Consider the following 22337-nt stretch of genomic DNA (forward strand, 5'->3'; position numbering starts at 1 on the left):
GCCCGGCACTCAAACAACCACACACAACACACAGGGAGCACCGATGCCATTCGTCGGACTGGGACTGCACATCCTCATCGCGCTGTACTTCGCCGTGCATGCCATGCGCCACGGCAAGCAGATGTACTGGCTCATCATCCTCTTCAGCTTTCCGCTGCTCGGCAGCATCGTGTACTTCGTGGTCGAGTACCTGCCGGCCTCGCGCATGCAGCGCACCGCGGGCAAGGTGGCGAACGCGGCCATCGGCTTCATCGACCCCGAGCGCGAATACCGCGCCGCCGCCGAGGCCTACGACCTCGCGCCCACGGCGCAGAACAAGCTGCGCCTGGCCAAGGCGGCACTCGACCGCGGCCAGGCGGCCGATGCCGTCGAGCACTACCGTGACGCGCTGAAAGGCCCCTTCGCCTCCGACCCCGAGTTGCAGTTCGGCCTGGCCAGCGCGCTGATCGCCGAAGGCAGCCCGGCCTCGGCCCGCGAAGCCTCGCAGGCCCTGCAAAACCTGCGCGCCACGCGCGACGACTACCGCAAGGACGAGGTCGCCGTGCTCAACGCCCGCGCGCTGGCCGCCGAGGGACGCACGTCCGAAGCGCGCGAAGCCTTCGAGGCGGCGCTGAGCAGCTACAACACGGTGGAGACGCGCGCCCGCTACATCGCGTGGCTGGCGCAGCAAGGCGACACCGCCGGCGCGCAGCGCCATTGGAACGGGCTGCAGCAGGCGGCGCGCCACTGGAACGCGCATGCGCGAGGCGTCAACCGCGAATGGATGCGGCTGGCCGGGGATGCGGTCCGGGGCTGACGGCCCGGAGCATCCAGGCCGTTTCTTTCAAGCGAAAGAAATTACTTCTTGTACGCGGCGATGCCGTCGAGAACTTCCTTCTTGGCGGCGTCGATGCCTTCCCAGCCCAGCACCTTGACCCACTTGCCGGCTTCCAGGTCCTTGTAGTGCTCGAAGAAGTGGCTGATGGCCTTCAGGCGCATCGGGTTCACGTCGTCGACCGACTTCCAGTGGCTGTAGATCGGCAGCACCTTGTCGGTGGGCACGGCCAGCACCTTGCCGTCGACGCCGGCTTCGTCTTCCATCATCAGGATGCCCAGGGGACGGCAGGGCACGACCACGCCCGGCAGCAGCGGGTACGGGGCGATCACCAGCACGTCGACCGGGTCGCCGTCGCCCGACAGGGTCTGCGGCACGTAGCCGTAGTTGGCGGGGTAGTACATGGCCGTCGTCATGAAGCGGTCCACGAAGATCGCGCCCGATTCCTTGTCGACTTCGTACTTGATCGGGTCGGCGTTCATCGGGATTTCGATCACGACATTGAAGGCGTCGGGGACGTTCTTGCCGGGGGAGACTTTGTCGAAGGACATGACGTTTTTCGAGTAGTTGAAAAGTATGAGACGGATGGGGACAAACCCGGAGTTTACTTTCCGTGTCACGGGCCGGTCGCACGCGTGTGTGTTTTTGCCTGTAAATTGCAAGCGTTGGCCAATCGGCTCCGCACCTCCGGTGCAGCGAGCTTCGAGGAAGCAACGCGGCGGAGAACATGGTCCCGTACGCGTTGCGCGCAGGGCCCAGGCTGTCCGTCTCCACAAGTCACAACGAACGAATGGAGAAGCAAAGCATGAGCGGCAACACCCCCCTGATTCTTGCCATCGTCTGCGGCCTGGTGGCCGTAGGCTACGGTTTCTGGGCCCGAAGTTGGATTCTCGCCAAGGACCCGGGCAACGCCCGGATGCAGGAAATCGCCGCGGCCATCCAGGCTGGCGCCTCGGCCTACCTCGCCAAGCAGTACACCACCATCGCGGTGGTCGGCGTGGTGCTCGCGGTGCTCATCGCCCTCTTCCTCGACCTGACCACGGCCGCCGGCTTCGTGGTCGGCGCGGTGCTCTCGGGCGCCTGCGGCTTCATCGGCATGAACGTGTCGGTGCGCGCCAACGTGCGCACCGCGCAAGCCGCGACCCAGGGCATCGGCCCGGCACTCGACGTGGCGTTTCGCGGCGGCGCCATCACCGGCATGCTGGTGGTGGGCCTGGGCCTCTTGGGCGTGACGGGCTTTTACTGGTTCCTGGCCGGCAGTGCGCCGAAGGCGGACCACAGCCTTGCGGCCATCCTCAATCCGCTGATCGGCTTTGCCTTCGGCTCCTCGCTGATCTCGATCTTCGCGCGCCTGGGCGGCGGCATCTTCACCAAGGGCGCTGACGTCGGCGCCGACCTGGTGGGCAAGGTCGAGGCCGGCATTCCGGAAGACGACCCGCGCAACCCGGCGGTGATCGCCGACAACGTGGGCGACAACGTCGGCGACTGCGCCGGCATGGCGGCCGACCTGTTCGAGACCTACGCGGTGACGCTGATCGCCACCATGGTGCTGGGTGCGCTGATGGTCACGGCGGCGCCGCTGGATGCGGTGCTGTACCCGCTGGCGCTGGGCGGCGTGTCGATCATCGCGTCGATCATCGGCTGCTTCTTCGTGAAGGCGTCGCCGGGCATGGTCAACGTGATGCCGGCGCTCTACAAGGGCCTGGCCGTGGCGGGCATCCTGTCGCTGATCGCGTTCTGGTTCGTCACGAGCTGGATCATTCCGGACAACGCCATTGCCGCCAGCGGCAGCCAGCTGAAGCTGTTCGGCGCCTGCTTCGTGGGCCTGGCGCTCACGGCCGCGCTGGTGTGGGTCACCGAGTACTACACCGGCACGCAGTACAAGCCCGTGCAGCACATCGCACAGGCCTCGACCACCGGCCACGGCACCAACATCATCGCGGGCCTGGGCGTGTCGATGCGTTCGACGGCCTGGCCGGTGATCTTCGTGTGCATCGCGATCCTGGCCTCCTACGCCCTCGCGGGCCTGTACGGCATCGCGGTGGCCGCGACGTCGATGCTGAGCATGGCCGGCATCGTGGTGGCGCTGGACGCCTACGGCCCCATCACCGACAACGCCGGCGGCATCGCCGAGATGAGCGAGCTGCCCGCCAGCGTGCGCGACATCACCGACCCGCTGGACGCGGTGGGCAACACCACCAAGGCCGTGACCAAGGGCTACGCCATCGGCTCGGCTGGCCTGGCTTCGCTGGTGCTCTTTGCCGACTACACCCACAAGCTGGAGAGCTTCGGGCTGAACATCAGCTTCAACCTGAGCGACCCGATGGTGATCGTGGGCCTGTTCATCGGCGGCCTGATCCCCTACCTGTTCGGTGCGATGGCCATGGAGGCGGTAGGCCGCGCGGCCGGTGCGGTGGTGGAAGAAGTGCGCCGCCAGTTCCGCGAGATCCCCGGCATCATGGAAGGCACCGGCAAGCCCGAGTACGGCAAGGCCGTGGGCATGCTGACCGGCGCGGCCATCAAGGAAATGATGATCCCGTCGCTGCTACCGGTGGTGGTGCCGATCCTGGTCGGCCTGCTGCTCGGACCGAAGGCGCTGGGCGGCCTGCTGATGGGCACCATCGTCACCGGCCTGTTCGTCGCCATCAGCATGTGCACGGGCGGCGGCGCGTGGGACAACGCCAAGAAGTACATCGAGGACGGCCACCACGGTGGCAAGGGCTCCGAGGCGCACAAGGCGGCCGTCACCGGCGACACCGTGGGCGACCCCTACAAGGACACGGCCGGCCCGGCGGTGAACCCGCTGATCAAGATCATCAACATCGTGGCGCTGCTGATCGTGCCGCTGGTGGTCAAGTTCCACGCTGGCGATGCAGCGGCGGCCGTGCCGACCAAGGTCGAGACGCCGCCTGCAGCCACCGCACCTGCGGCGATGGCACCGGCGGCCACGCCGGCCGCCACCCTCGCCTCGGCGGCCGTGGGAGCCACCGAAGCCGCGGCGGTGAAGGTCGAGAACGGCATCGTGAAGTTCTACTTCGCGAGCGCCAGCGCCGAGGTCGCGCCCAATGCAAAGGAGGCGCTGTCCGATGTCATCAAGGCCGTGCAGAGCGGCAGCACCGTGCTGGTGAGCGGCTACCACGACGCCAGCGGCGACCCGGCCAAGAACGCCGAGCTGGCCAAGCAGCGCGCCATGGCCGTGCGCGACGCCATCAAGGCGGCGGGCGCGCCCGAAGACAAGATCGAACTCGCCAAGCCCGAGCAGTCGCAAGCCGACGGGCCGGCCTCGGAAGCGCGCCGCGTCGAAGTGAAAGTGAAGTCCTGACATGCCCACGCCCGCCCGGCTCGAAGCCTTCATTGCCGCCGTCGAGGGCGGCGCGCATGCCCAGGTCATCGAAGATTTCTATACCGAAGACGCCACCATGCGCGAGAACCAGGCCGAGCCGCGGCGCGGGCGCAGCACGCTGGTCGCGCAGGAAAGCGCCGTGCTCGCACGCACCGAGTCGGTGGCGTCGACCTGCGTGCGGCCGGTGCTGGTGAACGGCGACCACGTCGGCATCCACTGGATCTTCGAGTTCGTCTTCAAGGGCGGCGGCCGCATGCGCATGGAAGAGATCGCCTGGCAGCGCTGGGACGGCGAGCGCATCGCCGAAGAACAGTTCTTCTACGACCCGGCGCAGCGCAAGCCGGGCTGAGGATGCCCCGCCCGGACCGCGCGATCCGGGCTGGTTTTATGCAACATTTTCGATGTAACATTGAAACTGTCACATGAACGCATCCACCGCCACACCCGATTCCACGGCCCCGCAGGACCTCTCCATCGAGGCCCTGGCGGCGCGCACGGGTGTCACGGTGCGCAACATTCGCGCCTACACCACGGGCGGCCTGCTGCCGCCGCCGCGGCTGCAGGGCCGGCTCGGCCTGTACGGCGCCGACCACGTCCAACGCCTGGCGCTGATCCGCGAACTGCGTGAACAGGGCTTCGGCATCGAGGCGATCCGCCGCATCTTCACGCGCGCGCCGGCCTCCACCTGGCCCGACCTGCTGGCCGTGGCCCGCTCGGTGTCGGGCAGCCTGTTCGCCGAAGAAACGCCCGTGGTGGTGTCGGCCCAGGCGCTGGCCACCAAGTGGCAGGGCCAGATGACACCCGCCCTGCTCGGCCGCGCCACCCGCGCCGGCCTCATGCGCGAACTGCCCGACGGCCAGGTGCAGGTGCTGAGCCCGGCGCTCGGTCAGGTCGCCGAGCAACTGGCCGCGCTGGGCCTGCCGCTCGAAGCGGTGATCGGCATGCAGGAAACCATGGTCCGCACGCTGCGCACCGTGGCGCGGCGCTGGCTGCGCACGCTGGCCGACAGCCTGCTTTCCGGCGACACCCTCGATGCCGGCCGCGCCGCGCAGCTGCTCGAGAAAGCACGGCCGCTGGCCACCGGGGCGGTGCAGGCCGCCTTTCCCGTGATCCTGCAGCAGGAGCTCGACGCCCTGCTGCACAAGACCGCCTGATGCCGATGACACGACCTCGCCTCGCCCTTCTTCCGTCCCTGCTGCTGTTGCCGGCCTTCATCGGCGGCGCGGCTTTCGCGCAGCAGCAGGCCCGCGGCGACACCACCTCCACGCTGGCACTGAGCTTCGACGCCGCGCGCCAGCGCATGGTCGAGCGCTCCGACAAGCTGGCCGCCGCGCGCATCGCCGTCGAGGCCAAGGAACTGCAGAGCGAAGGCGTCAAGCGCCTGGGCGGGCCGGTGGTCAGCATCTCGGGGCTGGCCTATGCGTACAACGCGAACCTGAACCTCGACCTCGACCCGCTCAACCAGAAGCTCGGCCAGATCGGCTCGTCGCTGCCGCCGTCGATCCAGAGCTTCGTCTCGCGCGTGCCGATTCCGCAGCTGCCCAACAGCTACACGCTGAATCGCCACGACACCGGCGCCAACGCCTCGGTGTCGGCCGTGTGGCCGCTCTACCTGGGCGGCGCGACCGACGCGGTGCGCGGCTTCGTCTCGGCGCAGGCGCGCGAAGCCCAGGCCGATGCCGAACAGGCCGGCCACGAGGTCGACACGCTGCTGGTGCAGCGCTACTTCGGCGCCCAGCTCGCGCAGCGCGCGGCCACGCTGCGCCTGCAGGCCGAGCGCACCATCGCGCAGCACGACGCGGCGGCGCAGAAGATGCTCGCGGCCGGCGTCATTTCGCGCGTCGAGCGGCTGCAGGCCAGCGCCGCGTATGAAGAAGCGCGCCGCAACGCCCGCAAGGCCGAGAACGATGCCGCGCTGGCGGGCGTGGCCCTGGCGCGCACCGTGCGCGCCGAAGGCAGCGTCACGCCGCAGACGCCGCTGTTTCTCATCAGCGCGCCGATCGAACCGCTCGGCCACTTCATCGATGCGGCGCTCACGCGGCATCCGGGCCTGGGCAAGGTCGCGGCCAAGAAGGCGCAGGCCCAGCAGCTGCACGAAGGCGAAGAAGCCCTGCGCCGCCCGCAGGTCATCGCCTTCGGCACGCGCGAGATCAAGAGCGGCAACGCCGACTGGGTGGCCGGCCTCGGCGTGCGCTGGACGCTGTACGACTCGGTCGACCGCAACGCGCTGTCGGCCGCCTCGCACAAGCAGGTCGAACAGGCCGAGCGCACCGACCTGCAGGCGCGCAGCGACATCTCGCTGCTGGTCGAACGCAACTGGCGCGCGCTGGACAACGCGCGCCGCCAGTACCTCGAGATGAAGGTCTCGGTCGAGCTTGCACAAGAGGTGGTCAAGCTGCGCACCGCCGGACTGCGCGAAGGCACCAGCACCACGCTCGACCTGATCGATGCCGAGACCAACCAGGCCAAGGTGCTGACCGAACGCGCGCAGGCCGCCAACGACTACGTGCAGGCGCTCGCGCAGCTGCTCGAGAGCGCGGGCCTGTCCGAGACTTTTTCCGACTACATCGCGCGCGCCGACGTGAAGGTGAACTGACCATGATGAGTGCCAAGACCCGCCGACTGATCGCCATCGCCGCCGCACTGCTCGTGCTGGTGCTGCTCGCCTGGGGCTTCTGGCGCGCCGCGCAGCCGGCGCCCGAGGTGTTCCAGGGCCAGATGGAAGCGCGCGAGACCGACGTGGCCGGCAAGGTCACGGCCCGCATCGCCGAAGTGGCGGTGAAGGAAGGCGACCGCATCCAGGCCGGCGCCCTGCTGGTGCGCATGGACAGCCCCGAGGTGCGCGCCAAGCTGGCGCAGGCCACCGCCGCCGAACAGGCCGCGCAGGCCGTGGCCGACAAGGCGCAGAACGGCGCCCGCCCGCAAGAAATCGAAATGGCGCGCATGCAGTGGCAGCGCGCCGAGACCGCCGCGCAGCTCGCGCAGACCTCGTTCCGGCGTGTCGACGGCCTGGCGCGCGACGGCCTCGTGGCCGACCAGAAGCGCGACGAGGCCGAGGCCAACTGGAAGGCCTCGCGCGACGCCGCCGTGGCGGCCAAGGCGCAGTACGACATGGCGCGCACCGGCGCCCGCCCCGAGGACAAGGCCGCTGCCAACGCGCAGGCGCGGCAGGTGGCCGGCGTGGTCGCCGAGGTGGAAGCCGCCAAGGCCGAGACCGAGCTGCGCAGCCCGGTCGGCGGCGAAGTGGCCAAGGTGCTCGCCAAGGTCGGCGAACTCTCGCCGCAGGGCGTGGCCGTGGTCACGGTGGTCGACCTGAACGACCAGTGGGTGGTGCTCAACGTGCGCGAAGACCGGCTGGCCCGCTTCGCGCTCGACAAGGAATTCGACGCCCGCCTGCCCGCCCTGCCCGAGGACCGGCGCACCGCCCGCTTCAAGGTCTACTACAGCGGCGTGCTGCCCGACTTCGCCACCTGGCGCGCCACGCGCGGCGGCGCCGGCTTCGACGTGCGCACCTTCGAGGTCCGCGCCCGGCCGCTCAAGCCGATCGAAGGCGCGCGCCCCGGCATGAGCGTTCTGGTCGACTGACGCCGCACCCACCATGAGCCTGCGCGGCTTTTCCACCGCCAGCGCCCGGCGCGAATTCGCGCTGCTGCGCACGCGTCCGTGGGACCTGGCCATGATCTCGTGGGTGCCGCTGCTCGCGGTGTTCCTGATCTGGTGGATCTTCTCGGCCGGCCTGCCCGAGCGCCTGCCGATCGGCGTGCTCGACCAGGACCACTCCGCCCTCTCGCGCCAGCTGGTGCGCTTCCTGGACGCCACGCCGGGCCTGCGCGTGGCGCAGCAGTACGCCGACGAAGGCGAGATGCAGCGCGCGCTCACCAGCGGCGCCGTCGATGCGGCGGTGCAGTTGCCGCGCGAGCTGAGCCGCGACGTCAAGCAGGGCCGCGTCGGGCAGGTCGTGCTGCTGCACAACGCGCAGCTGGGCACGCACTCGAGCCTGATCCAGCGCGACGTGCGCACCGCCGTCGCCACGGTGTCGGCCGGCGTCGAGCTTGCGGTGCGCAACAAGCGCGGCGAGTCGATGAAGGCCGCGCGCGTCAGCATGGACCCGGTCAAGGCCAGCATGGTTGCGCTGTTCAACACCTCGACCGACTACGAGCAGTTTCTCGGTGCCGCGCTCATTCCGGCGCTGCTGCACATCCTCGCGATGACGGCCGGCGCCTGGGCCGTGGGCCGCGAGCTGCGCGACCGCAGCCTGGGCGGCTGGCTCGGCGCGGCGCCGCGCTGGCCCGAAGCGCTGGCCGCGCTGGCGGGCAAGCTGGCGCTGCCGTTCGCGAGCCTGTCGGCGGTGGGCCTGGCCGCCATGCTGTGGATCACGGCGGGCCGCGGCTGGCACCCGGTCGGCTCGGTGGGATGGACGCTGTTCGCGCTGATGGTGTTCCTGGCGCTGTCGATCGCGCTCGGCGCCTTCGTGGCCAGCCTCACGCGCTCGCTGCGCACCGCGCTGTCGGCCACCGGCTTCATCACCGCGCCGGCCTTCGCGTTCGGCGGCGTGGGCTTTCCGCTGGTCGCCATGCCGGTGCTCGCACAGCTGTGGGCCGGACTGCTGCCCTACACGCATTACATCCGCGTGCAGATGGAGCAGCTGCAGATGGGTGCGCCCCTGGCCTACTCGGCCGCCACGCCGCTGTGGATGGTGGTGGGCACCGCGGTGCTGCTGGCCGTGTCGGCCACGCTGCTGGTGCGTGCGGCCGCGGCGCCCGAGACGTGGGGAGGCCGCTGATGAGCACACGCATCCCAGGCTTCGCCGCCGCCTGGCGCGACACCGCCCTCGGCGTGCTGCGCGACAAGGGCGTGCTGCTGATCATGCTGCTCGCGCCCATCATCTACGGCTTCTTCTACCCGTGGCCCTACGGCACGCAGGCCGTCACGCGCGTGCCGGTGGCGGTGGTCGACCAGGACCACAGCGGGCTGTCGCGGCAGATCGCGCGCTTCGCCATGGCCAGCCCGCGGCTCGATGTGCGCATGGTCACGTCCGACGTGCACGAGGCGCAGCAGGCGCTGTGGCGCGGCGAGATCGAAGGCTACGCCCTGCTGCCGCAGGATCTCAAGCGCAACGTGCTGCGCGGCACGCCGGCGGTGGTGAGCATCGAGGGCAACGGCGCCTATGCGCTGCTGAACAAGGCGGTGCTGTACGGATTCTCGGAGGCGGTGGGCACGGTGTCGGCCGGTGTGGAGATCCGCAAGCTGCAGGCCGGCGGCCAGAGCGCGGTGCAGGCCGCGCGCAGCCGCAGCCCGCTCAACACGCAGCTGGTCGCGCTGTTCAACCCGACCGAGGGTTACGGCAGCTACGTCGTGCCGGCGGTCGCGCTGTTGATCCTGCAGCAGACGCTGCTGATGGGCGCCGCGATGCTGGCCGGCACCTGGGCCGAGGCCGGCCGGCTGCGCGCCGGCATGGGCGCGTGGCTGGGGCGGCTGGGCGCGCTGTCGGGCTTCGGCGTGCTGAGCGGCCTGTTTTATTTCGGCTGGGTGTTCTTCCTGCAGGACTACCCGCGCGGCGGCAATCCGTTCGGAGCGCTGGTGCTGCTGATGTTCTACGTGCCGGCGATCTGCGTGCTCGGACTGCTGCTGGGCTGCTGGTTCCGCGACCGCGAGCGCGCACTGCAGGTGCTGCTCTTCACTGCGCTGCCGATGGCTTTTCTCTCGGGCTTCTCATGGCCCGTCGAGGCCCTGCCCGCGCCGCTGCAGGCGCTGCGCTGGCTGTTCCCGAGCACGGCGGGCATCCAGGCTTCGTTGCGGCTCAACCAGATGGGCGCACCGCTGCACGACGTGCTGCCGTACCTCGGGGCACTGGCGGCGATGGTGGTGGCGGGGCTGCTCGTGCTGTGGGCTGCGGCCACGCCCCGCAAGGCCGAACAGGCCTAGCGTCGACTGTCGGCCGCGACCGCGCGCACCAGCCGCGTGGCCGGCGCCACCAGCTCGCGCAGGTCGCCCACGCGGTCCTGCTCGATGGCCTGCAGCACCAGTTCGTTGATGCCGCCCACCACCGTCATCGCCATCTGGCTGCTCATGTGCGCCGCGGGCACCTCACCTGAGTCGCTGCTGTTGATCGCCACCTGGATGAAGTTGGCGATCTCGCCGTTCACGCGCCGCCGCGCCGCCAGCCCCGGCAGCCCGAGCCCGAGGATCTCGACGAACAGCGTGCGCAGCAGCACCGGGTCTTGGGCGAGGTAGTCCATGTAGGCGGTCATCGCCTGCTCCACCTGCGTGTGCCAGGGCTGGGCCGGGTCGAAGGCCTCGCTCACGGCCTGCAGGCCGAGCCGGCTGGCCGTTTCGTACAGCGCGATCAGGCACTCGGTCTTGGTGCTGAAGTGCTCGTAGAACGTGCGCCGCGAGACGGCGGCCTCGCGCACGATGTCGGCGATGGTGGTGTCGGCGTAGCCCTTGGCCGCCACGGCATGCGCCATGCCCTGGAGCAGCCGCGCGTAGTGCTCGCTGGGCGCGCCTTCGGCGGCATCGGGCGTGGCGGTTTTGTCGATGGTGGCAGTCATGTGCGATTCATTTTCCTACGCCTTGGTACTTGACAGTACCAGCTCACAATTGCACCATGGCGGCACGCGGTACGGATCTGTACCAACCTTTGTGCCCACGACCTCAGGAATTGCCTTCCCATGACCGAACTCGTAGTCCGCCGCCTGCTGATCGACCTGCAACCGCCCTTCTCGCGCGACTGGTGCGGCGGCGACGCCTTCTCGACGGCTTTCCTCAACGCCCTGTCGATGAGCTTCCCCTTCGGCGAGCAGTTCTTCATCGACGCCGTGCGCGACGCCATGGCCACGCTGCCGACCGAGGTGCAGGAACGCCACCGCGCCAACGTGCGCGGCTTCATCGGCCAGGAGGCAACGCACCGGCGCATCCATTCGCTGTTCAACGCGCACCTCGAGCAGCAAGGCCTGGTCGACCGCTGGACCGCGCGCGCCAGCCAGCGCATGGAACTGATGGACGGCGCCGATCCGCGCCACGCGCTGGCCGTGACGGCCGCCACCGAGCACTTCACGGCGATGTTCGCCGAGTGGCTGCTGGCCCGCCCCGAGATCCTGGATGGCGCCGAGCCCCGGCTGCGCACGATGTGGCTGTGGCACAGCGCGGAAGAGCTGGAGCACAAGAGCGTGGCCTTCGACATCTACAAGGCCGCAGGCGGCTCCGATGAATGGCGCACGCGCTGGTTCCGCCGCGTGACGGTGATGTTCCTCGGCGACCTGATGCGCCAGACGGTCGACAACCTGCGGCATGAAAAGCAATTGTGGAAGTGGGCTACCTGGAAGAGCGCCGCGCGCATCCTGCTGGGCCGCGGCGGCCTGCTGCGGGGCAATCTCGCGGGCTGGCGCCAGTACCTGCGCAGCGACTTCCACCCCGACCAGCAGGACAGCAGCCTCTCGGCGCGCTGGCTGGCCGACAACGGCGCGCAGTTCACGCCCGTGGGCGCGCCTGCGGCAACGTCGGCCTGAGTTCGTCAGTAGATGCTGGCGCGGTGCGGGCTCAGCGCACCCGCCTGCGTCGGCTGCCCGTCGGCGCGCAACGTGAGGTCGTGCAGCGTGTCGAAGTCCGACGGCGCATCGGGCACGCGCATCACCACTTCGAGTTCGTGCATGGAAGCCACCCAGCGGCCGGCCGGTGATTCGGCCGGTTCGTCGTTGGCGAACACGCCGTCGCGGATGTAGAGCGTTTCGCCTTCGGGGCGTTCGCCGTGCAGCTCGATCAGTCGCGCGATCGAGAAGTTGTAGGTCACGAGCTTTTCGCGCGTGCGGCGGTCCTTGCCGCCGCAGTTGAACGAGCCCTCGGCCGCGATCACGATGCAGGAGCCGTCTACCCCGCCGTCGATGGCGATCTCGTTGCCCGAGCGCCAGATGGCGTTGGGCAGGCGCACGCGCACCTTGTCGATCACGAGGTCGCGTTGCTTGTTGAGGGCACCCAGCGGCGGCACCAGCGAGCGCAACTGACGCAGGCGCTCGGCGAAGTTGTCGTCCATGAGGAATTCGACATGGTGCGTGGCGCTGCCGGACGAGCGCTTGACGACCTGCATGACGACGTGACGTGGCTTGTTCACAGCTCAGGCCCTCCACGCAGAGAAAAATCCACGCCCGCTGCGGGGCACCGATCGCCTTCTTGCTGGATTTGAGTGGTCATCGGCTACAAATTAGAACTTTAGATTAAATGCAATTACTTGCATCATTTGTGTCCAACTGTATATCGATTGCGACCGGGATGGAAGGCAATCGACGACATGCCGATGAGGCCATGTCGCCAACGCGACGCGGCGCCGTGCTAGGCGCTCAGCTCGACGATGCTTCGGCCTCGAGGGCCTCGTCGAGCGCCTTGCACGAAGGCGCGCAGACGGTCTGCGACTTGCCCAGCACCTGGCGCGTGCGCAGCTGCGAACGCACGCGGTGCTTGCCGCACATGAAGCAGGACATCGTGGCCCCGCTGAACGACGCCGAGGCGCGGAACGGAGAGCCCGGCGCCTTCGATTTGTAGCGCAGCCCGTCCGCCACCACTGCCGTTTTCACTTCACCCTTGGCCATGCATCTTGTCCTTGTTCGATTCGTCACCGCGCATGGCGCGGGCAATGGCTTCCCTGGCTGCGCCTTCGGCGGCCAGGGAAACGTCCAGCGCCGAGCGGCAAAGGCCGGCGTGCTGGTAATTCATATTTTCGTAGACCTCGGAGGCGGCCGGATAGGCATCGAGCAACTGGCCCAATTCGGCACCGGGCTCGACGTCTTCGAATTCATGCACCAGGTGCTCGACCACCGAGCGGTACTGCTCGGCGCCAACCGGCACGGCGCTGTGCTCAAGCTTCTCCAGCAGTTGAGCCAGCACGTGGGTCACTGCCAGATCGGTCTTGGGAGACGGATTTCGGGTCGTGTTCATGGTTTGCATGTGGGGACAGCATACCCCTATGCAAGGGGCGGGTCCCGCGGAAGTGTCTCTGCCGACATGGCTTCCTGCGCCGCACGCATGCGCTGGAGCAGGCTGTGAAGCATTTCGGTCGACAGGCCGTGGATCACCAGCCGGTGCCCCGCCCGCAAGGTCGACAGCGGCACCAGCGGATGCTTGTTGTTGACCAGGATCAGGTGCTCCGGCGCGTTCAGGATCGTCGCCGCGTAGATGCCGATGGTTTCGTCCAGTTGCAAGGAGTTGGCGGCGCGCCAGAAATCGTTGTCGGTCAGCATCAGCTGGTACAGCGGCGTGAACAGCTCGATGGCGCTTTGCAGGTCGAGAAAATTGAGCTTGCCCTGGGGCATGTCTTCCAGCCGCAACGCCGGCGGCTGGATCATCGAGAAATCGACCTGCTCGGCCTTGCACAGCGCCAGCCCCTTGTCGCGCAATGCTGTGTTCAGCCGGATCACGAAGTTGAACAGGTTCAGGTCGTGCTTCAGGAACATCTCGTCCTTCAGCGCGTCGATGTCGGCGGGCTCCAGCGGCGACGTGCCCACGGGCGCGGGCGAGTTGCGACCGATGAACGCCAGCACCTGCGAGCCCAGGTGAAAGTGCCGCAAGATCAGCCAGTTCGCCTCGGGCGACACGAAGCGCTTGAGCCCCCACGCCAGGAAGCGGTGCAGCAGCACCGAATGCGACCAGTTGCGCGGCACGAACACCTTCACGATCTGGATCAGGATGATCGTCAGCCGCGCGATCGGCCGCAGGAACGGCAGCAGGTACTGGCGCGAGGCCGAGCTCGAGTCGGCCAGCCACGCGGCCTTCACGTCGTCGGGCAGCGGCGTGCTCTGGTCGAGGTACAGCGCCAGCCACGGACTGGGGTCGCGCTCGTCGTGCGCCTGCGTCAGGAAATCAGGTGTTCGATCCATGGGGCATTCGTTCGGTGATGTGCTGGAACTGCATCAGGTACAGCGCGGCCGTGTGGCGCGCGGTGTCGGCAATCTGGCGGGCGGCGCGGGCTTGGCCTTCCACGGCCATCACCATCTCGACCGCGGCGAGCCAGCGGTTCAGGTGGTGCTCGTCGTTGTGGCCGTGGTATTCGAGGAAGCGGAAGGCGTCGGGCGGCAGCTTCAGGCTGGCCTTGAGCAGCGGCAGCAGCGCCGGCACGATGCGCTGGCCCGTGCCTTCGATGATGTAGATCGCGCCCAGGAGGCCGATCGGGTCGCGCGTGGCGGCCAGGCCGTGCAGGTAGGCGTTGAGCGCCTCGCCGCCGGGGTTGCGGCGCAGTTCGTCGATCGATTCGACCGTGCCGCCGGCCTTGCGGTAGTCGCTGAAGAGGATGTTGAAGTCGTTCTGCTCCTCGCCCGCGTGCACGTCGATCAGCGACGACAGCATGCGGTACGGCTCGCTGAGCGAGGCGGCGCCTTCGCGCATCCACAGGCTGCCTTCGCGCACCTGCGGCACCCACTGTTCCATCCAGTTCAGGTAGTCGGGCACGGCGAAACGGCGCTCGCGGATCTGGCGGATCAGCGGCGTGCGCCACACGCGCGAGCGGTAGTCGTGCCAGATGGCGGCCAGCTCGGTCAGCAAGGCGCCCAGGCCTTCGGGCGCGGCGGCCGGGTCGTGCGGGGGCGCAATGACGAGATCGTCGTCGGGTGCCACCGCCGCCGCGCGGGGCGCGATCACGACGGGCGCCGCATCGACGGCCTCGACCTCGAGCAGCATGTACGCCGCCATGAAGCGCCCCGACTCCGGCACATAGCAGAAGATCTGCTCGCCTGGCTTCAGCGCCTTGGTGTGCAGGAACTCGGCGAGCATCACGAGGATCGATGCCGCGCCGGTGTTGCCGCGCCAGGCCAGGTTGCTCCACCAGCGCTCGCGCGGAATCGCCAGGTCGGCCTTGGCCATCAGGTCTTCGACCACCGGGATGAATTTTTCGGACGAGTAGTGGCACAGGAAATGGTCGACCCGCTTCGGATCAACCCAGCCGTCGCGTACCAGGCCGGCGTATTCGTGGATGCCGATGTCGAACAGGTGCGGCAAGAGGCGGATGTCCTGGCGCAGCGACAGCGCGCCGGCCGCCTCGGCCTCGGCCCATGAACCGAAATCAAGGTGGCCGCGCGCGCGATCCTCAGTGAGGCCCAGCTGCATGCACACCGGGTAGTCGCCCGAGAAGGCGCGCTGGTGCACCCACTTCAGCTTGAGGCGCAGCCCCGGCTTGCCGGCCAGCGCGGGCGTGCCGTCGGACAGCAGCAGCGCGCCCGCGCCATCGGACAGCATCCAGCGCAGGAAGTGCGAGTCGAAGTCGGTCTCGTAGCCGCGCGCGGCAAAGCGCGAACGCTTGAACAGGCGCGACGGCATTTCGCTCGCCACCGCCAGCGCCGAGCGGTGCGCGCCCAGCTCGATGCCCTGTGCGGCCGTCTGGATCGCCGACACGCCGGCCGCGCAGATGCCGTGCACCGAATGCGTTTCCATCGGCTGCGCCGCCAGCTCGCCCTGGATCATGTTGGCAAAGCCGGGCATCAGCGTGTCGCCGCCCGACGAGCCGCTGGCCAGCAGCGAGACGCGCGACAGCTCCGTGCCGCCGCGCTGCAGGCAGTCGCGGATCGCACCGGCCGCCAGCTGCGCGTTGGTGTGCCGCGTCACGCCTTCTTCATCGATCGCGTAGTGCCGCGTGAGGATGCCGTTCTCGGCCAGGATGCGGCGCTTGATGCGTTCCGACATGCGGTTGAGCGGCGCGATGTACGCGTCCATGCGGTCGTTGGGAACAGGCTCGCCGGGCATGAAGTAGCCGGCGCTTTCGAGGTACACGCGTTGGAATGAAACGGGCATGGGTTCAGGAGATGGGTGAATCGGGAGGCATCAGCGAGCGGCTGCGAAAACGCGGCCACACGGTCCCCAGCACGAAGACGCGCACCATGTACGGCACCAGCCCGCCCTCGTTGAGCGCGGGTGCCACCTGCGCGCGGTAGCGCGTGTGATGCAGGTGCGTGAGCTCGGACCAATGGGCATGCGGGTTCTCGTGGTGTGCGGTGTGCAGGCCGATGTTGAACAGCAAGGGGTTCACCAGCCCCTCGAAATTGCGCGCGTAGTTCAGCTGGCTACCGCGGGTATCGCCGGATGCCTCCTTGCGCGGCGTCTTGCGGCCGTCGGCGTGCGCGTGCTGCAGGTAGTTGGTGGCCAGCAGCCAGTGCAGGCCGTGCAGCTGCGGCACGATCACGAACAGCAATGCCTTGCGCCAGTCGATCACCAGCAGCACGGTCCAGCTGGTCAGCCACAGCGCGTACTGCGCCATGCAATAGCGCCACGCGCCGCGGTGATGACGGTGCAGCCGCGCGAGCCAGCCGAAGAACAGCGGCATCAGCACCCACACGGCCTGAAACGGATGCAGCAGGTAGCCCCACAGATGGTTGGTGTCGCCGCCGAAGCGGTAGGTGCGCGCCACATCCTTCGGCCCGTGGCGGTGGCGATGGTGGTTGGCCACGTGCGCGGGCCAGAAGACGAAGGTCGGGTGGCCCTGCAGCAGCGTGATCCAGAAGTCGGTCAGCCGGTTCATGCGCCGCCCTCGCCACATGCGCAGGTGCACGTGGTTGTGATGGATCACGCCGATGCCGAGCGTGAGGAACAGCATCAGCGCATACAGCACCACCTGGAAACCGTGCACCCACTGCCACGCCGCCAGCGCGGGCAAGGCGACGAGGTACGCCAGGCTTTGCCAGTCGCGCCAGTGGCGCAGCCGCGGCAGCCGATGGCGCGCGTCAGGCCGTCGTGGCGCCATGCTTCTTTCGAAAGGCCTGGAACAGCGGCTCGGCTGCATCGGCCGCGATGCGCGTGCGGAACAGCCGGTCCATGAAGGTGAACTGGAAGCCGTAGTTGCCGTTGTGCACGGCGTGGTGCAGGTGGTGACGGCGGCTCGCGGCGAACCAGTGGCTGTACGACACGCCGGGCACGAAGTCGTAGTTCGAATGCCCGACGCAGTTGAAGAACAGGCTGAACACCGGCACCGACGCCAGCGACCAGAAGCTGAAGTCGTGCAGCACCATCGGCAGCAGGATCACGTTGCCGAGCATCAGCGCCTCGATCGGATGAAAGCTGTAGGTGGCCCACGGCGTGGTCACGAACGAGCGGTGGTGCGGGCCATGGAAGCGGCGCAGCCAGCGCGTGTGCAGCAGCCGGTGGTTGAGCCAGAAATGCACGTCGTTCCACACCGCGAGCACGAGGATCTCGATGCCGATGCGGCGCCAGCCCGCGTCGGGCTCGAGCCGCGCCCAGCCCAGCTGCAGCAGCCCCCACGGGAACACCATGCCCAGCCCGAAGATCAGCACCGAGATGCCCGATTGCGTGAGCTCGCGCCGCAGCTGGCCGGGCTGCAGCGGCCGCGGATCGAGTGCGCGCCCGATGCCCAGCGCCGGCAGCACGCGCTTCGTGAGCAGCCAGGTGAGCGCGCCGAAACCCAGGTAGATGCCGCCGAAGAACAGCAGGCCCCACAGCATGACCTGCGGGGCCGAAAGAGAAGTGAAGGTCTGCGCCATCCCCCGAGGCTACAACAGCATCTCGGGCACCAGCGGAGAGATCAGGGTGTTGTACAGGCGCTGGAAGAAACCCGACTCGGGTTCCGAGGTGAGGATCACCTCCTTCTCGCCGTCGTTCGTGAGCCATTCGAGCGTGCCGCCCTCCTTCGACAGCCGCAGCCGGTACGAGTTCTGCAGCTTGCTCACATGGATGATGCGCAACATCTCGCGCGCCAGTTGCGGGTTGTCGACCACCACGCCCATCTCGGTGTTCTGGCTGGCCGAGCGCGGGTCGAGGTTCATCGAGCCGATGAAGATGCGCGTCTTGTCGATGGCGGCGGTCTTGGCGTGCAGCCGGCCCAGCGAGTTGCCGAAGCTGCCGAAGCGCATGCTCGCGGTGGTGCGCTGCGGGCTCAGCTCGTACAGGTCGGCGCCGCCTTTCAGCAGGCGCTCGCGGTAACGTGCGTAGCCGGTGTGCACCAGCGGCTCGTCGTTGGCGGCCAGCGAATTGGTCAGCAACGTGAGCTTGACCTTGCGCTTGGCCAGGTCCTCGAAGGCCGCCATGCCGCGCTCGCCCGGCACGAGGTAGGGCGAGGTCAGGTCGACCTCGGTCTTGGCGTCGAGCAGCAGCGCCCAGACCTTCATCGTCACGCTGGTGGCAATGGCATCTTCGGCCGTCAGCGTCGTGGGCTTGGAGGGCGGGTCGGCGATGGCGCGCGCCTCGCCCCACAGCAGGCCCATGCGGCCGCCGTCGAGCTCTTCGGCGATGGGGCCGTAGCCGAGGATGTCCGAGGGCGGCAGCACGACCTTCGGCGGCGGGCCCGACATGCCGATCTCGGCATCGAAGGTGGCGGCGCCGGCCTCTTTGCGCACGATCTCGGCAATGGGCCAGATCTGGTCGCTGTTCCAGTAGGCGTCGAAGATGCTCTCGAGCTGCGGTACCACCTTGCCGACCACCAACGCGTCCATGTCGATGAAGTTCTGCGCCTCGCTCAGCACGAAATACTCGTCGGCGATGTTGCGCCCGCCCACCACCGCCATCGCGCCGTCGGCAATGAAGAGCTTGTTGTGCATGCGGTGGTTGAGGCGGTGGATGTCGAAGATCGACACCACGAAGCGCGACAGGAACCCGTCGCGCGCACAGCAGAACGGGTTGAACAGGCGCACCGACACATTGGGCGTCTCGGACAGCGCCAGCAACAGCTGCTGGCTCTTCACCGTGTACAGGTCGTCCACCAGCACCCGCACCTTCACGCCGCGCGCCGCCGCCTCGCGCAGCGTGCGCAGCAGCAGCCGGCCGGTGGCGTCGTTCTCGAGCTGGTAGTACTGCACCACCAGCGAGCGCTCGGCGCGCTGCGCGAGCTGCAGGCGCGCGTCGAGCGAGTACACGCCCAGCGGCATGAGCCGGAAGCCCGAATGCTCGCCGGGCGGCGTGGAGGCCGCGACGATCTTCGCGAGCGCGGTGCCCGGGTCGGCGGCGGCGGCGTGTTCGGCCGGGCGTTCGCGCGCCGGCGGCAGCGAGCCGCACGCGCCGAGCAATGCCAGCAGCACGCCGGCCAGCGCCGTGCGCAGAAGAGATCGGGCCCAGGCGTTCATGGTCGGGTTCCTCTTGTCGTTGTGGATGCCACTGCCCTGATGTACGCCGGTCCTCCCGCGGCGGTTTCAACGGGGCCCTTTTTGCGAAGCGTCGTCCTAGAATTCGATTCACTTCGCTTCGGAGTTACATCATGGCCCGATCGCTCCTTTTGCGCACCGCTTTGTGGGCCGCGGCCCTCGCCGCCGGGGTACCCCATGCCCACGCCGCACTCGACATCGGCGACCCGGTGCCCAAGTTCACGGCCACGGCCGCGCTGGGCGGCAAGACCTTCCGCTACTCGCTGGCCGAGGCGCTGGCCAAGGGGCCGGTGGTGCTGTACTTCTTTCCGGCAGCCGACTCCAACGACTGCTCCATCGAGGCCCACGCCTTCGCCGAGGCGGTCGACCAGTTCGCCGCGCTGGGCGCCTCGGTGATCGGCGTGTCGGCCGACGACATCGACACGCTCTCCAAGTTCTCGGTCAAGTCCTGCCAGAGCCGCTTTCCGGTGGCCTCCGACCAGGGCAAGACCGTGATCCAGGGCTTCGACGCGTTGATGCAGACCCGGCCCGACTTCGCCAACCGCCTGTCGTACGTGATCGCGACCGACGGCAAGGTTGCCTACTACTACCAGAACCTCAACCCCGACAAGCACGTCGAGCGCATGCTGAACGCCGTGCGCGCGCTGCCCAAAGCCACCGCGGCGAAGTAAGGCGGGCCGGCCCGGGCGCCACGCGCGGGGCGGGCTTCGCGCAAAATCTCGCCCCATGCAGCTCAACTACATCGCCAACGCGGACGTTCCCTCCGCCTCCGGCCGCACCCTCCCCGTCATCGACCCCTCGGACGGCCAGCCTTTCGACGAGATCCAGCGCAGCAACGCCGCCGACATCGACGCCGCCGTGCGCGCCGCGCGCGACTGCTTCGAGGGCGTGTGGCACAAGGTCAGTGCGGCCGACCGCGGCCGCCTGCTCTTCAAGCTCTCGCAGAAGATCGCCGAGCACGTCGACGAGCTCGCACTCATCGAGCAGCGCGACTGCGGCAAGCCCGTGAAGCAGGCCCGCGCCGACGCGGTGGCGCTGGTGCGCTACTTCGAGTTCTATGCCGGCGCCTGCGACAAGCTGCACGGCGAGACCATTCCCTACCAGGACGGCTACAGCGTCTTCACCTGGCGCGAGCCGCACGGCGTCACGGGCCACATCATTCCGTGGAACTACCCGATGCAGATCTTCGGGCGCAGCGTGGGCGGCGCCCTGGCGGCCGGCAACGTGTGCGTGGTGAAGCCGGCCGAAGACGCCTGCCTGTCGCTGATCCGCGTGGCGCAGCTGGCGGCCGAGGTCGGCTTTCCGGCCGGCGCGCTCAACATCGTGACCGGCTACGGCCATGAGGTGGGCGACGCGCTCGCGCGCCACGAAGGTATCGACCACATCAGCTTCACGGGCAGCCCGAAGATCGGCACGCTGATCCAGCAGGTGGCGGCCGAGCGGCATTGCCCGGTCACGCTCGAGCTGGGCGGCAAGAGCCCGCAGATCGTGTTCGCCGACGCCGACCTGGACGCGGTGATTCCCGTGGTGATCAACGCCATCGTGCAGAACGCCGGCCAGACCTGCTCGGCGGGTTCGCGCGTGCTGATCCAGCGCGACATCTACGAGCCCCTGCTCGAGCGCCTGGGCCGCGCCTTCGAAGCCCTGCGCGTCGGCCCCGCGGCAATGGACCTCGACGTCGGCCCGCTCATCCGCCAGACGCAGCAGCAGCGCGTGTGGGACTTTTTGAGCGACGCCCAGCACGCCGGCATCCCGATGGTGGCGCAGGGCGTGGTGGTCGAGGAAGCGCCCGAGACCGGCTTCTACCAGGCCCCGACCCTGCTGCGCGACGTGCCCGTGGGCCATCGCCTGGCCCAGGAAGAAGTGTTCGGCCCCGTGCTCGCCGCGATGCAGTTCGCCGACGAGGACGAAGCCGTGGCCCTGGCCAACGCCACCCAGTTCGGCCTCGTGGCCGGCGTCTGGACGGCCGACGGCGCGCGCCAGTTCCGCATGGCCCGGCGCGTGAAGAGCGGCCAGGTGTTCATCAACAACTACGGCGCGGGCGGCGGCGTCGAGCTGCCGTTCGGCGGCGTGAAGTCGTCGGGCTACGGGCGCGAGAAGGGCTTCGAGGCGCTGTACGGCTTCACGACCCTGAAGACCATCGCCGTCAAGCACGGCTGAGGCTGACGACGCCGCGCCCCGGGCGTCAGCCCAGCGCGGTGTCCAGCAACATCATCAGCACGAAGCCGATCATCAGCCCGCTGGTCGCATAGGTTTCATGCCCCTTGCGGTGCGATTCGGGAATGATCTCGTGGCTGATCACGAACAGCATCGCGCCCGCCGCAAAGCCCAGCCCCCAAGGCAGCAGCATCGCCGAATGCCCCACCACCGCCGCGCCGAGCACGGCGCCCAGCGGCTCCACCAGCCCCGAGGCCATGCCGATCAGCACCGCGAACAGGCGGCTGTAGCCCGCGGCCAGCAGCGCCACGGCCACCACCAACCCCTCGGGCACGTCCTGGATCGCGATGCCGGTGGCGAGCGCATCGGCGCGCACGCCGTTGTTGGCCGCGTAGCCGACGCCGATGGCCAGGCCCTCGGGCACGTTGTGCAGCGCGATCGCGAACACGAAGAGCCACGTGCGGCGCAGCTGCCGCCCGCTCTGCCCTTCGCGGCCCTTGATGAAATGCTCGTGCGGCAGCACGCGGTCCATGGTCATGAGCACCAGGCCGCCCAGCAGGATGGCCGTGCCGATCACGCCGCCGGCCGCCCAGTCGCCGCCGCCGAAGACGCCGATCGACTTGGCGGCGTCCAGCCCGGGAATGATCAGCGAGAAGGCGCAGGCCGCGAGCATCACGCCGGCGCCGAAGCCGAACAGCGTGTCCTGCAGCTTGTCGGGCAACTTCTGCGAGAACAGTACCGGCAGCGTGCCCAGCGCGGTCGCCAGCGCCGCCACCGAGCCGCCGCGCAGCGCGTTCCACACCAGCGGGTCGGCGCGCACGAAGGACCAGAACTGCGACGCCAGCGCCAGCGCGCCGGCCGCGACGATGGCAAAGCCGATCCATTCGCGCAACGGGCGCGGCGACCTGGGCGGCGGCGCTGTGGCCACCGTGCCCTGCGGCGTGTCGTTCATGGGCGGGCT

Annotated in this window: 22 protein-coding genes; 11 read left to right on the top strand and 11 right to left on the bottom strand. The window is 68.8% G+C overall.

Annotated elements, in window-relative coordinates; all coding sequences use genetic code 11:
* The first annotated feature begins 43 nt into the window (after positions 1-43).
* On the top strand, positions 44-796 hold the full coding sequence (locus AC1RAA_RS06305) for a hypothetical protein (RefSeq protein ID WP_492727192.1): 753 nt from the start codon (positions 44-46) through the stop codon (positions 794-796).
* A gap of 41 nt (positions 797-837) precedes the next feature.
* Here the strand turns inward: AC1RAA_RS06305 and ppa are convergent, their stop codons facing one another.
* Entirely contained in the window at positions 838-1365 is a 528-nt protein-coding gene (gene ppa / locus AC1RAA_RS06310) for an inorganic diphosphatase (RefSeq protein ID WP_007834256.1), read from the bottom strand.
* A 254-nt stretch (positions 1366-1619) separates the two neighbouring features.
* Between ppa and AC1RAA_RS06315 the strand changes: the two genes are divergently transcribed.
* From AC1RAA_RS06315 to AC1RAA_RS06345, 7 genes are all read left to right on the top strand, one after another.
* Positions 1620-4136 carry a sodium-translocating pyrophosphatase gene (locus tag AC1RAA_RS06315; protein WP_492727194.1) on the top strand — a complete coding sequence of 839 codons (2517 nt, stop codon included), beginning with the start codon at positions 1620-1622 and terminating at the stop codon, positions 4134-4136.
* A 1-nt stretch (position 4137) separates the two neighbouring features.
* Complete coding sequence (locus tag AC1RAA_RS06320; protein ID WP_492727196.1) at positions 4138-4506, top strand: nuclear transport factor 2 family protein; 369 nt, start codon at positions 4138-4140, stop codon at positions 4504-4506.
* Positions 4507-4579: 73 nt separating this feature from the next.
* Positions 4580-5311, top strand: a complete 732-nt coding sequence (locus AC1RAA_RS06325; protein ID WP_159271604.1) for a MerR family transcriptional regulator — start codon at positions 4580-4582, stop codon at positions 5309-5311.
* Between the two features lie 5 nt (positions 5312-5316).
* Positions 5317-6753 (top strand): TolC family protein, encoded by a 1437-nt coding sequence (locus AC1RAA_RS06330; RefSeq protein WP_492727199.1) that lies wholly within the window; start codon positions 5317-5319, stop codon positions 6751-6753.
* A gap of 2 nt (positions 6754-6755) precedes the next feature.
* Positions 6756-7742: an HlyD family secretion protein gene (locus tag AC1RAA_RS06335; RefSeq protein WP_492696953.1), complete on the top strand. Its 987-nt coding sequence runs from the start codon at positions 6756-6758 to the stop codon at positions 7740-7742.
* 13 nt (positions 7743-7755) lie between these two features.
* Positions 7756-8940, top strand: a complete 1185-nt coding sequence (locus tag AC1RAA_RS06340) for an ABC transporter permease (protein WP_369629071.1) — start codon at positions 7756-7758, stop codon at positions 8938-8940.
* Positions 8940-10082: an ABC transporter permease gene (locus tag AC1RAA_RS06345; protein ID WP_492727201.1), complete on the top strand. Its 1143-nt coding sequence runs from the start codon at positions 8940-8942 to the stop codon at positions 10080-10082. The genes AC1RAA_RS06340 and AC1RAA_RS06345 overlap by 1 nt, the downstream gene beginning before the upstream one ends.
* Here the strand turns inward: AC1RAA_RS06345 and AC1RAA_RS06350 are convergent.
* Entirely contained in the window at positions 10079-10708 is a 630-nt protein-coding gene (locus tag AC1RAA_RS06350; RefSeq protein ID WP_062473073.1) for a TetR/AcrR family transcriptional regulator, read from the bottom strand. The two genes, AC1RAA_RS06345 and AC1RAA_RS06350, sit on opposite strands and share 4 nt — an antisense overlap.
* A gap of 120 nt (positions 10709-10828) precedes the next feature.
* Here AC1RAA_RS06350 and AC1RAA_RS06355 point away from each other — a divergent pair, with 120 nt between their 5' ends.
* Positions 10829-11665, top strand: a complete 837-nt coding sequence (locus AC1RAA_RS06355) for a metal-dependent hydrolase (protein ID WP_492727204.1) — start codon at positions 10829-10831, stop codon at positions 11663-11665.
* A 5-nt stretch (positions 11666-11670) separates the two neighbouring features.
* On the opposite strand, the gene AC1RAA_RS06360 is transcribed toward AC1RAA_RS06355, so the two are convergent.
* The 8 genes from AC1RAA_RS06360 to AC1RAA_RS06395 form a co-directional block, all read right to left on the bottom strand.
* Entirely contained in the window at positions 11671-12264 is a 594-nt protein-coding gene (locus AC1RAA_RS06360) for a hypothetical protein (protein ID WP_070060930.1), read from the bottom strand.
* Between the two features lie 226 nt (positions 12265-12490).
* Entirely contained in the window at positions 12491-12739 is a 249-nt protein-coding gene (locus tag AC1RAA_RS06365) for a hypothetical protein (protein WP_056580179.1), read from the bottom strand.
* Positions 12726-13085: a hypothetical protein gene (locus tag AC1RAA_RS06370; RefSeq protein WP_492727206.1), complete on the bottom strand. Its 360-nt coding sequence runs from the start codon at positions 13083-13085 to the stop codon at positions 12726-12728. The genes AC1RAA_RS06365 and AC1RAA_RS06370 overlap by 14 nt, the downstream gene beginning before the upstream one ends.
* A 26-nt stretch (positions 13086-13111) precedes the next feature.
* Complete coding sequence (locus tag AC1RAA_RS06375) at positions 13112-14023, bottom strand: DUF6999 family protein (protein ID WP_492727208.1); 912 nt, start codon at positions 14021-14023, stop codon at positions 13112-13114.
* A complete protein-coding gene (locus AC1RAA_RS06380) occupies positions 14007-15926 on the bottom strand; it encodes an iron-containing redox enzyme family protein (protein WP_492727210.1) in 1920 nt (639 codons plus the stop codon). Before AC1RAA_RS06380 ends, AC1RAA_RS06375 begins: the two co-directional genes overlap by 17 nt.
* Before the next feature lie 4 nt (positions 15927-15930).
* Positions 15931-16872: a fatty acid desaturase family protein gene (locus AC1RAA_RS06385; RefSeq protein WP_492727212.1), complete on the bottom strand. Its 942-nt coding sequence runs from the start codon at positions 16870-16872 to the stop codon at positions 15931-15933.
* Positions 16853-17626 carry a sterol desaturase family protein gene (locus tag AC1RAA_RS06390; protein WP_095950217.1) on the bottom strand — a complete coding sequence of 258 codons (774 nt, stop codon included), beginning with the start codon at positions 17624-17626 and terminating at the stop codon, positions 16853-16855. The genes AC1RAA_RS06385 and AC1RAA_RS06390 overlap by 20 nt, the downstream gene beginning before the upstream one ends.
* A gap of 9 nt (positions 17627-17635) precedes the next feature.
* On the bottom strand, positions 17636-19201 hold the full coding sequence (locus AC1RAA_RS06395; protein WP_062473093.1) for a phospholipase D family protein: 1566 nt from the start codon (positions 19199-19201) through the stop codon (positions 17636-17638).
* Positions 19202-19332: 131 nt separating this feature from the next.
* Between AC1RAA_RS06395 and AC1RAA_RS06400 the strand changes: the two genes are divergently transcribed.
* Together AC1RAA_RS06400 and AC1RAA_RS06405 are read left to right on the top strand one after the other, a co-directional pair.
* Positions 19333-19890 (top strand): peroxiredoxin, encoded by a 558-nt coding sequence (locus tag AC1RAA_RS06400; RefSeq protein WP_307588537.1) that lies wholly within the window; start codon positions 19333-19335, stop codon positions 19888-19890.
* 55 nt (positions 19891-19945) lie between these two features.
* Positions 19946-21379, top strand: coding sequence for an aldehyde dehydrogenase family protein (locus AC1RAA_RS06405; protein WP_492727215.1), 1434 nt, complete (start codon positions 19946-19948; stop codon positions 21377-21379).
* A 25-nt stretch (positions 21380-21404) separates the two neighbouring features.
* Here AC1RAA_RS06405 and AC1RAA_RS06410 read toward each other — a convergent pair whose 3' ends face one another.
* A complete protein-coding gene (locus AC1RAA_RS06410; RefSeq protein WP_492727217.1) occupies positions 21405-22328 on the bottom strand; it encodes a ZIP family metal transporter in 924 nt (307 codons plus the stop codon).
* Positions 22329-22337: the final 9 nt, after the last annotated feature.

It is taken from the genome of Variovorax sp. GW823-FHT04F07 (assembly GCF_058795995.1).

Coding starts and splice junctions, on each gene's coding strand:
- AC1RAA_RS06335 (WP_492696953.1), top strand. CDS start 6,756: ATGATGAGTGCCAAGACCCGCCGACTGATCGCCATCGCCGCCGCACTG.
- AC1RAA_RS06325 (WP_159271604.1), top strand. CDS start 4,580: ATGAACGCATCCACCGCCACACCCGATTCCACGGCCCCGCAGGACCTC.
- AC1RAA_RS06340 (WP_369629071.1), top strand. CDS start 7,756: ATGAGCCTGCGCGGCTTTTCCACCGCCAGCGCCCGGCGCGAATTCGCG.
- AC1RAA_RS06320 (WP_492727196.1), top strand. CDS start 4,138: ATGCCCACGCCCGCCCGGCTCGAAGCCTTCATTGCCGCCGTCGAGGGC.
- AC1RAA_RS06400 (WP_307588537.1), top strand. CDS start 19,333: ATGGCCCGATCGCTCCTTTTGCGCACCGCTTTGTGGGCCGCGGCCCTC.
- AC1RAA_RS06315 (WP_492727194.1), top strand. CDS start 1,620: ATGAGCGGCAACACCCCCCTGATTCTTGCCATCGTCTGCGGCCTGGTG.
- AC1RAA_RS06370 (WP_492727206.1), bottom strand. CDS start 13,085: ATGAACACGACCCGAAATCCGTCTCCCAAGACCGATCTGGCAGTGACC.
- AC1RAA_RS06390 (WP_095950217.1), bottom strand. CDS start 17,626: ATGGCGCAGACCTTCACTTCTCTTTCGGCCCCGCAGGTCATGCTGTGG.
- AC1RAA_RS06385 (WP_492727212.1), bottom strand. CDS start 16,872: ATGGCGCCACGACGGCCTGACGCGCGCCATCGGCTGCCGCGGCTGCGC.
- AC1RAA_RS06380 (WP_492727210.1), bottom strand. CDS start 15,926: ATGCCCGTTTCATTCCAACGCGTGTACCTCGAAAGCGCCGGCTACTTC.
- AC1RAA_RS06305 (WP_492727192.1), top strand. CDS start 44: ATGCCATTCGTCGGACTGGGACTGCACATCCTCATCGCGCTGTACTTC.
- AC1RAA_RS06395 (WP_062473093.1), bottom strand. CDS start 19,201: ATGAACGCCTGGGCCCGATCTCTTCTGCGCACGGCGCTGGCCGGCGTG.
- AC1RAA_RS06345 (WP_492727201.1), top strand. CDS start 8,940: ATGAGCACACGCATCCCAGGCTTCGCCGCCGCCTGGCGCGACACCGCC.
- AC1RAA_RS06375 (WP_492727208.1), bottom strand. CDS start 14,023: ATGGATCGAACACCTGATTTCCTGACGCAGGCGCACGACGAGCGCGAC.
- AC1RAA_RS06365 (WP_056580179.1), bottom strand. CDS start 12,739: ATGGCCAAGGGTGAAGTGAAAACGGCAGTGGTGGCGGACGGGCTGCGC.
- AC1RAA_RS06355 (WP_492727204.1), top strand. CDS start 10,829: ATGACCGAACTCGTAGTCCGCCGCCTGCTGATCGACCTGCAACCGCCC.
- AC1RAA_RS06330 (WP_492727199.1), top strand. CDS start 5,317: ATGACACGACCTCGCCTCGCCCTTCTTCCGTCCCTGCTGCTGTTGCCG.
- AC1RAA_RS06350 (WP_062473073.1), bottom strand. CDS start 10,708: ATGACTGCCACCATCGACAAAACCGCCACGCCCGATGCCGCCGAAGGC.
- ppa (WP_007834256.1), bottom strand. CDS start 1,365: ATGTCCTTCGACAAAGTCTCCCCCGGCAAGAACGTCCCCGACGCCTTC.
- AC1RAA_RS06410 (WP_492727217.1), bottom strand. CDS start 22,328: ATGAACGACACGCCGCAGGGCACGGTGGCCACAGCGCCGCCGCCCAGG.
- AC1RAA_RS06405 (WP_492727215.1), top strand. CDS start 19,946: ATGCAGCTCAACTACATCGCCAACGCGGACGTTCCCTCCGCCTCCGGC.